Origin of the sequence: Robiginitalea sp. (assembly GCF_049588695.1) — a bacterium.
In the GTDB taxonomy this organism is placed as follows: Bacteria; Bacteroidota; Bacteroidia; order Flavobacteriales; family Flavobacteriaceae; genus Robiginitalea.
On sequence record NZ_JBAVZJ010000463.1, the window covers coordinates 1 to 7137 of the forward strand.

Sequence of the window (7137 nt, forward strand, 5' to 3'; positions counted from 1 at the left end):
AATTCCTGGGCGATTTCCTTTCCTTTGAGAAAAGACGTAGCTGTGGATTGAGGTGCCATCTTCACCCCAATACGGGTCATGAGCTCGCGAAATTTCTCCCGATCCTCCGTAATATTAATCGCATCGATATCCACCCCGATGATCTGAACGTCAAAGTCATCCCATATCCCTTTTTCACCGGCCTCTATACAGAGGTTCAGAGCTGTTTGCCCCCCCATAGTAGGAAGGACCGCATCGATATTCGGATGTTTTTTAAGGACCTCGACAATCGACTTTGTATTCAACGGCAACAGGTAAATGTGATCCGCCATTGAGGGATCCGTCATAATGGTCGCAGGGTTGCTGTTGATCAGTACTGTTTCAATTCCGTCCTCTCTCAGGGAGCGGAGCGCCTGGGAACCGGAGTAGTCAAACTCACAGGCCTGACCAATAATAATAGGGCCTGATCCTATGATCAGTATGGATTTCAGATCTTTTCTTTTAGGCATGCTGGGAGGGGTTAATAGTTTTTAGGCAAAAAAAAGGTGCTACTTTCAACAAGTAACACCTGATTTATTTCTGAAAATGGGTAAACCATTATTTTTTATGTCTCGGCTCAGAGGATACACTAATTTTCTTACGACCTTTAGCTCTTCTGCGTGCCAAAACCTTGCGGCCATTGGCCGAAGACATACGCTCGCGGAAACCGTGTTTGTTTCTGCGTTTTCTTTTTGACGGCTGAAATGTTCTTTTCATGTTGAAGCGCTTTTTGGCTCATTTAAATCACTCATTTCCCTGAGCAAAATCTGGGCGCAAATATACGAAGACTTTTGGCTTTCCCAAATTGGAATAAATTTTTTTTAGAATTGTTTTTACTACTTTTGTCCCTGCATTTTTCAAGGCGAATTTCCCATGGAGAGAACCCTCTACAGACTGCTTCTATTGTTGTGTTTCCCGGGGGTGCTTTTGGCCCAGGATACCCTGGGATACAAACTTCGTAAAGGGGACGTTTTTACCCTTGAACAGAAAGCGGAGCAACATATTTCCCAAAGTATGGACGATAACAGCCATGAGCTGACCAATCGGGTTACAGGGGTCATACAGTTTCGAGTACTGGAGCTAAAGGACAGTACGTATCTCCTGGAGTTTATGTTCAATGATCTTATATTCAAAATCGAAAGTAGTTTGCAGGGTGTACTCCTCGATGTACATTCAGGAGAACCCAGTGCAGGAGATGCACAGGCTGCTATTTTCAATGGTTTACTGAATATCCCCGTACAAATGGAATTGAGCCGGCGAGGGGACATCCTCGGGGTGGTCGGTGGGGAACAGATGATTTCCAAGGTTCTGGAACAGTCTGGATTGCCTGAAGGGTTCTCCCGAAGTGTCATGAAAAAATCTCTCGAACAACAGTACGGTTCCCAGGCCCTGGCCGAAAGCTATGAGCAAATGACCTATTTCTATCCCGGGAAACCCGTCTCCAAAAACGACGAGTGGTCCAATCGGTTCGAGGGGAAGGTGGAAGCTGAAAACAACTGGAAGCTCGATAGTCTTACCACCAAACGCACCTACATTAGTGGGATGGCCAATATTATTATTAAATCTGACGAACCTTCGAACAGCATGCGCCTGCAAGGTACGCAACAAACCACCGTAATCGCCGACCGAAAAAGCGGGTTTATCCGTGAAATGAGTGTACGGAGCGAAGCGGAGGGAATTTCAACCGCCGCACAAATGGGTGCTGTGGAAATCCCAACGAACATAAATTCAATAGTCACATACCGTTTAATCGCACAAAAAAATGTTCAATAAAAATATTAAACTCATCCTCGCATTTGCTATTATCGCCCTGGCCGGATATCAATTTGTCCAGGGGGAAATTGGGAATGGTATCTTCCTGATTTTGCTTTCCCTGATCTTCGTGTTTCTGTATTTCCGCAATGAACTGATCCTTTTGTCTTTCCTGCGCATGCGGAAGCAGGATTTGGATGGGACCGAAAATGGTTGGAAAAAATCAAAAATCCGGAAGGGGCCCTGACGACAAAACAACAGGGGTATTACAATTATTTGTACGGCATTATTTATTCCCAGAAAAATCTGACCCAGGCAGAAAAATTCTTCCGGAAAGCCTTAAAACTCGGATTGAATATGGACTACGATGTGGCCATGGCAAAACTCAGTCTTGCAGGAATCGCGATGCAAAAACGGCGTAAACGAGAAGCGACAACCCTGCTTCAGGAAGCCAAAAAACTGGATAAAAACAACATGCTGAACGAGCAGATAAAGATGATGCAGCAGCAGTTGAAAAAGATTTAATCCAAACGCTGTTTTCAACTTTACGGGTTTTTTTATTCTTTAAAGGGGTTGGCCCCTCCCCCCTGCCTAAAGCTATTCCATTAGGCTGCAAAACCCTGGCAAGTCCCGAGAAAAGGTTTCCGTGTATCCTCTTTGAGTCACTTGCTGCTCAAAGCGTATTTCTATATGGGTAGCCCACGATGGAAGCGAGAACCTTCCTTAGTTCCTGCCGGATCCTTCAAATCGTTTTTTGAGCTCAGTTTCCACGCGTACCACAGGAAGAAAAGCAAAAATGATAACTGGAACCAGGGCGACTGCAACAGCTGCCTCATCTGATAAAGGCAACCAGGCACCGGCAATCCCCAAAACAGTGAGTAACAAGCCACTTCGTAGCATTTCCCGACCGGCGAGCTTCTGGGCAAAATCCCACTGATCCTGACCTTTCATCGCACGGCGGGTACGATATCCATAAAACCAGTTAATCGATTTGGGGGGATACTTTTTCAGTATCCATCCGGACAGTGCAGACAGGAGCCCTGTAAGCAGCAGGATGATTGTCCAGGGATTTGTGAAAAGTGCCTCCATGAGTTTATAGCATTCTTGAGTACTACCTGAATAAGGTATTCCAGTTGGCCCACAACATTTCCAGACATTTCAACCGGCACAATTGCCTGCTGGTTCAGTATCCCGGAAAGGTTAAGGCCCGACTTTGTAGTATCCCTTCATCGGGATTGAAATCTGATACATTTTGCCGGATGCATTATTCAGATGAGGTTCTCTGAGCCAGGGGTTGTGTCGTTTTAAAATTTTATAACTGATCCCGTAGTTCTGGGCAAATTCGGCAAAGTTGCTCACGGCAGTATCCACCTCTACCTGAAAAGTGGGTACATTTTGGTAAAAATCTTCCTCCCCGATTTTAAAGCCGTAAGTCTCAGGATCTTTCAGGATCTCCTTGATCGCCATGATACGGAACACGTAACGACCTGTTTCGTCCCCCAGGAGGAGGTCGTAATAGCCATCGGTTTGCTGAATATTCATATAGCGGTCAATGGCTCCGGTTCCGGCGTTATAAGCGGCGGCGGCCAGGGTCCAACTCCCGTATTTCTCTTTGTATTTATTCAAATAGTCACAAGCTACCTGAGTAGCCTTTTCCAGGTGATAGCGTTCATCTACATTGTCATTGATCTCCAGGCCATACTCTCTTCCGGTGGGTTTCATAATCTGCCAAAAGCCACGGGCTCCGGCCGAAGACACCACGTTTTGCAGGCCACTTTCCGCCACGGCCAGATACTTAAAGTCTTCCGGGACACCGTTTTTTGAAAGGATAGGTTCTATGATCGGGAAGTACTTATGCGCTCGCTTCATCAGCAAAAGCGCATTCGATTGCCAGTATGTGTTTACAAGGAATTCCCGGTCTATCCGCTCCATAACCTCCGGATCTTCCTGAGGCACCGCTTCCCCGGCAAAATTCAAATCTTCTGGTATGGCAATGGCAGAGATCCGATAGTTGGGGTCCACACGCACTCCTTCTTCCGGGTCGGCATCGGATTCTTGGGTGATCTCTTTCTGGGACGTACCCTGTTGAACGGCAAAAACAAGGGAGCTCAAAACGACCAACACCCCAAGGAGCATCAGGCTTTTTTTCAATAGTTGCATGGGAAAGGACTTAAGATTACCTCAAAGGTATTAAATAGAACCTGCTTCCTCCAATATTATTGCAGGCAATCGCTCATTAAACCATTTGTAGCGATGTATGATCATGGTATGCGTCCCTCCTTCCACACACAGGTAAGGGCCCAGGTGGCTTATGGGAAAAACGGCATCCTGGTCTCCGTGGATATGGATCAATCCGGGCTCTGGGGTTTCCCTGTCCCAATGAACAATAACCTCGAGGGCCCAATCCAGATACTCCTTATCTCGAATCCCCAAATACCGCTCGTAGAGCTTTAACCTCTTGCGTACCGCATCTCCAAAAGCAAATCGGGTCAGTGATTCAAGATTTTGTACTGCCCCGGTAGGCAGTAGTCTATGCAGTCGGGTATACCGGGCAATCCATAATCTTCTGGGCATCTCATCCCTGCACTTTATACTCGAGATGACAATCAGCTTCCGGGGATTCAGAAATCGCGCCATTTCCTGAATAAGCATGCCCCCAAAGGAAACTCCGATAAGAACCGGAGCATCATGTGTTACCCGTTCCGACATTATTCGGGCGTATTCCGCGAGATCGGCTCCGGAGGGAGGGAGGAACCAATCCAGATGGTGCACTTCAAATTGGTCGGGGGGCAATACAATGTGCTCAAAGATCCTGGGGCTCGCTGCCAGGCCCGGGACAAAATACACATGAATTTTCTCAACAGGGAGGGTTTTCAAAACGCGGCTTTTCCTAGGTTTTTAGCATTTTTTTAAGTACTTTTGTACGCTGCCCAAACTTATGCTTCCCAAATCCACGTCGGGCAGTCCAAGAAGTTCTAATTACGATCACATAGTTCGTAATTTTTTTATCTGAAACCAAAACTAAATCAAACTATATGAGTGATCTGGCTATCAAGGATAATGCTTTTTTGCGCCAATTTGAAGCCCAAATGGACGGACATTTGGCAAAAATTGAATACGCCTCCCAGGAACGTAAGGTTTTCCTGACGAAACTCGTTATTCCTGAAGAAATTACTAAAGAGGGATTTAAAGAGGATTTCATTAAAGCGGTCCTGAATCATATTCAGGAGCAGAATTTAAGAGTAGTACCGACCAGTCCGCAAATTGCAGGTTTCCTAAGAAACAACAGACAGTATAAAGAAATGTTGCCTGTAGGTATCCGGATTTGATATTGGCACTAATGCATTTACCATAAAAAAACCCGGCCATTCGCCGGGTTTTTTTATGGGAGTTCAATTGGCTCCAACCGCTGAATACGAACCAATCCATCCGCATCTATACCCTCTAAGCGAATGGGATGCAAAGTATTGACCAGGCCGGGATCCCAGGGGGTTTTCACCTTGACGTAATTCTCGGTAAATCCATGGATGTAGCCTTTTTTATTTTCTCCTTCAAACAGGACCGTACGCACCTTCCCAAGCTGGGTAGTGTAAAAGGCCCGCCTTTTTTTGGCAGACAGGCTCCTGAGCATTTTACTGCGTTTTTTTCGTTCGGCCTGCCCCACACTGCCGGCCATTGACGCCGCAGGGGTATCAGGCCTTTCAGAATAGGTAAAGACGTGGAGGTATGAAATATCCAGGGCGTGCAGGAAATCGTAAGTCTCCCTGAATAGCTCCTCTGTCTCGCCCGGAAAACCGACAATCACATCAACCCCAATACAAGCATCCGGCATTACAGAGCGGATGCGCGCCACTCGTTCCACATATAACTCTCGGAGATAGCGCCGTCGCATCGCTTTAAGTATCGTATTGCTGCCGCTCTGCAAAGGGATATGAAAATGGGGTACAAACGCATGGCTTTCCGCGACAAAATCGATGATTTCATTTTGGAGTAAATTAGGCTCAATTGATGATATCCTGAGGCGTTCAATACCCTGGACTTTGTCTAAACCCTGAATGAGCTCCAAAAAAGTGTGCTCGTGTTTTTTATTTCCAAACTCCCCTTTACCGTAATCTCCTATATTCACCCCGGTCAGGACAATCTCCCGAATTCCCTTCCCGGCAATTTCGGCCGCTTTTAAAAGAATATTGTCCAGAGAGTCACTCCTGGAGATACCCCTGGCCAGGGGTATGGTACAGTAGGTGCACTTATAATCACAACCGTCCTGGACTTTAAGAAATGCCCGGGTCCTGTCTCCTATGGCATAACTGCTTACATAGAAATCTGCCTGGCTGATTTCGCAGGAGTGAACCTGCCCCGCCTCCTGCTTTTCCAGGTCCTCCAGATAAGATGTGATATTAAACTTTTCTGTAGCTCCAAGAACCAGATCCACCCCCGGAATGGAAGCGATCTCATCGGGTTGTAACTGGGCATAACACCCTACCACGGCAATATAGGCTTCAGGGTTGATCCGCTGTATCTGACGGACTACTGAACGAAATTTTTTATCGGCATTCTCCGTTACTGAGCAGGTATTGACCACGTACAAATCCGCTGTTTCGGGATAGGACACCTTTTGGAATCCTTCCTTTTCAAGCGCTCTTGAGATGGTAGAGGTCTCTGCAAAATTCAGTTTACATCCCAGGGTGTAAAAAGCTACGGTACGTTGCATAAGGGATTTCTATTGTCTAAAGGGCTCCAAAGATAAAAAAATCAAGGTATTACAGGGGAAGCCCCTCCGGTAGTCAGGCCTTGCGATAGGTTTTGGAAATTTCAAACACTTTTAACATCAGGGCTTCATCCTCAGCTGTAAATGCCACCCCCCTGCGCTGCATGGCTACACGAGCCGCCTCAAAAGCCTTTTCGGGGAGATAGGTGCTAAAGCCGGCAGTCCCTCCCCAGCTAAAACTCGGGATAAAGTTTCTGGGGAATCCCGATGCAAAAATATTGCAATTCACCCCAACTACAGTCCCGGTATTAAACATGGTGTTGATGGCAGATTTACTGTGATCCCCCATTACCAGTCCACAGAATTGCAACCCGGTCTGGTCAAAGCGCCCGGAGGCATAGTTCCACAACCGCACTTTGGCATAGTTGTTCTTTAGGTTCGAATTATTGGTGTCCGCCCCGAGGTTGCACCATTCCCCCAAAACAGCATTACCCAGGAACCCGTCATGCCCCTTGTTTGAATACCCAAAAAGCACAGAATTATTTATCTCACCTCCAATTTTACAATACGGGCCTGCAGTAGTTGGCCCATAAATCTTGGCACCCATTTTAACCACACCGTGGGCTCCAAGGGCAAAACCACCACGTATCAGGCATCCC

7 protein-coding genes and 3 pseudogenes are annotated in these 7137 nt (G+C 46.7%); 3 read left to right on the forward strand and 7 right to left on the reverse strand.

Annotation, left to right across the window (positions count from 1 at the left end):
- A pseudogene (locus WBV75_RS10905) lies at positions 1 to 488 on the reverse strand (carbamoyl-phosphate synthase large subunit); the annotation flags it as partial.
- 88 nt (positions 489 to 576) lie between these two features.
- Positions 577 to 735 (reverse strand): 50S ribosomal protein L34, encoded by a 159-nt coding sequence (gene rpmH / locus WBV75_RS10910; protein WP_424120637.1) that lies wholly within the window; start codon positions 733 to 735, stop codon positions 577 to 579.
- 156 nt (positions 736 to 891) lie between these two features.
- On the opposite strand from rpmH, the gene WBV75_RS10915 reads away from it, so the two are divergent.
- Entirely contained in the window at positions 892 to 1791 is a 900-nt protein-coding gene (locus tag WBV75_RS10915) for a DUF6263 family protein (protein WP_424120638.1), read from the forward strand.
- Positions 1781 to 2295, forward strand: a pseudogene (locus WBV75_RS10920) (DUF2892 domain-containing protein). The gene WBV75_RS10915 and the pseudogene WBV75_RS10920 overlap by 11 nt, the downstream one beginning before the upstream one ends.
- Positions 2296 to 2493: 198 nt before the next feature.
- Here the strand turns inward: WBV75_RS10920 and WBV75_RS10925 are convergent.
- From WBV75_RS10925 to WBV75_RS10935, 3 genes are all read right to left on the reverse strand, one after another.
- Entirely contained in the window at positions 2494 to 2859 is a 366-nt protein-coding gene (locus WBV75_RS10925) for an SdpI family protein (RefSeq protein WP_424120639.1), read from the reverse strand.
- Between the two features lie 111 nt (positions 2860 to 2970).
- Entirely contained in the window at positions 2971 to 3930 is a 960-nt protein-coding gene (locus WBV75_RS10930) for a lytic transglycosylase domain-containing protein (RefSeq protein ID WP_424120640.1), read from the reverse strand.
- A gap of 30 nt (positions 3931 to 3960) precedes the next feature.
- Positions 3961 to 4647, reverse strand: coding sequence for an alpha/beta fold hydrolase (locus WBV75_RS10935; RefSeq protein ID WP_424120641.1), 687 nt, complete (start codon positions 4645 to 4647; stop codon positions 3961 to 3963).
- Between the two features lie 158 nt (positions 4648 to 4805).
- Here WBV75_RS10935 and WBV75_RS10940 point away from each other — a divergent pair, with 158 nt between their 5' ends.
- Positions 4806 to 5099 (forward strand): GNAT family N-acetyltransferase, encoded by a 294-nt coding sequence (locus WBV75_RS10940; protein WP_424120642.1) that lies wholly within the window; start codon positions 4806 to 4808, stop codon positions 5097 to 5099.
- Between the two features lie 53 nt (positions 5100 to 5152).
- On the opposite strand, the gene mtaB is transcribed toward WBV75_RS10940, so the two are convergent.
- Together mtaB and WBV75_RS10950 are read right to left on the reverse strand one after the other, a co-directional pair.
- Complete coding sequence (gene mtaB, locus WBV75_RS10945) at positions 5153 to 6481, reverse strand: tRNA (N(6)-L-threonylcarbamoyladenosine(37)-C(2))-methylthiotransferase MtaB (protein ID WP_424120643.1); 1329 nt, start codon at positions 6479 to 6481, stop codon at positions 5153 to 5155.
- Positions 6482 to 6554: 73 nt separating this feature from the next.
- Positions 6555 to 7137 (reverse strand): annotated as a pseudogene (locus WBV75_RS10950) (glucose-1-phosphate thymidylyltransferase); the annotation flags it as partial.